1 protein-coding gene is annotated in these 1,512 nt (G+C 69.4%); it reads right to left on the bottom strand.

The genetic code is table 11. From position 1 onward, the window contains the following. Nucleotides 1-1,512 (bottom strand): SpnB-like Rossmann fold domain-containing protein (locus tag JK364_RS54230; protein ID WP_201858849.1); only part of this gene is annotated, 1,512 nt, incomplete at both ends.

Below are 1,512 nucleotides of genomic sequence, written 5' to 3'. Positions count from 1 at the left end.
TCGTCGAACACCGACCCACCCACACCCACCGACCCACCCGGCACCCGCACAAGACGCCCGACATGCGCGACACCATCCCGGACAACCACCTGCGGCTCACCACAAGCCACCACAAGCGGAACATCACCCAGCTCCCCATCCGCGACAATCACACCCGCACCCGGATGCTCCGACTGCGCCGAACGCACCAAACCCCACACCGCCGCACCACCCAGATCCATCACATCCGCACCACCCACCGACACCGCACCACGCGTCAACACCACCAACCGCGAACCCACAAAACGATCACCCGCGAACCACGACTGCAACACCTCCAGCACACGACCCGTCAACGTACGCGCATCCTCACCGCCGACCCTGAGCACCACGACGCCGGGGGTGGATCCGGCATCGGAGACGTCCTCCCAGCTCTTCCAGTCCAGCGAAGACACCGCGGACACGGAGACGGGCTGCCACTCCGTCCGGAACAGCGAGTCGTGGAACGCGGACGACACGTCGGAGGCCGCCAGCTGATCAGAACTGACCGTTCGCGAGACCAGGGACCCGACGGACATCACGGGGCTCCCGAAGTCGTCCGCGACCGACACCGCCACCTCGTTGTTCCCGACGGACGTCACGCGGACCCGCAGGCTGGACGCGCCCGCGACGCCGAGCGTGATGTTCGACCACGCGAACGGCAGCGCCGCCTCCTCGACGTCGGTGAGGGCGACCGTGTGCAGCGCCGCGTCCAGCAGCGCCGGATGCATGCCGTACCGTCCGGCCTCGGCTCCTTCGGGCGCCGCGATCTCCGAGTAGATGTCATCGCCGAGACGCCACGCGTTGCGCAGACCCCTGAAGGTCGGGCCGTAGTCGAGCCCCACGTCGACGAGTCCGTCGTAGAAGCCGTCCAGCGAAACGGGTTCCGCGCCGGGGGGCGGCCACGCCGACAGATCGAAGGACGGCATCGGGGCTTCGGACACGAGCCGCCCGGTCGCGTGCAGCGTCCACGGCCCGTCCGCGTCCTCGGCGCGGGAGTGGATCGACACCGGACACCCACCCGCCTCATCCGCCACGCCGACGACGACCTGCACCTGGACACCGCCGTGCGCGGGGAGCACGAGGGGCGCTTGGATCGTGAGTTCCTCCACCGTCTCACAACCGACCTGGTCCCCAGCGCGAAGCGCCAGTTCGACGAACCCTGTGCCGGCGAGGAGCACCCGGTCGAGGATGCGGTGGTCGGCCAGCCACGGCTGCGTCTGCACCGACAGCCGGCCCGTCAGGACGACGTCCTTCGAGCCCGCCACCGTCACGGTCGCGCCGAGCAGCGGATGCTCGGCGACTTCGAGCCCGGCCGCCGTCACGTCCCCCGAGGACTCCTCCAGCTGCCAGTACCGCTGTCGCTGGAACGCGTAGGTCGGGAGATCGGTGACACGGGCACCCGTCCTGGCGAAGAACGCCGCCCAGTCGACAGCAATCCCATGGGCATGGAGCCGGGCCAGCGCCGTGACGACGGTGTACGTCTCCTCCTGA

This window comes from Streptomyces endocoffeicus, assembly GCF_016741935.1.
In the GTDB taxonomy this organism is placed as follows: Bacteria; Actinomycetota; Actinomycetes; order Streptomycetales; family Streptomycetaceae; genus Streptomyces; species Streptomyces endocoffeicus.
Note: the sequence above shows the minus strand (reverse complement) of the source record. Positions and strands in the feature narration are given on the sequence as shown.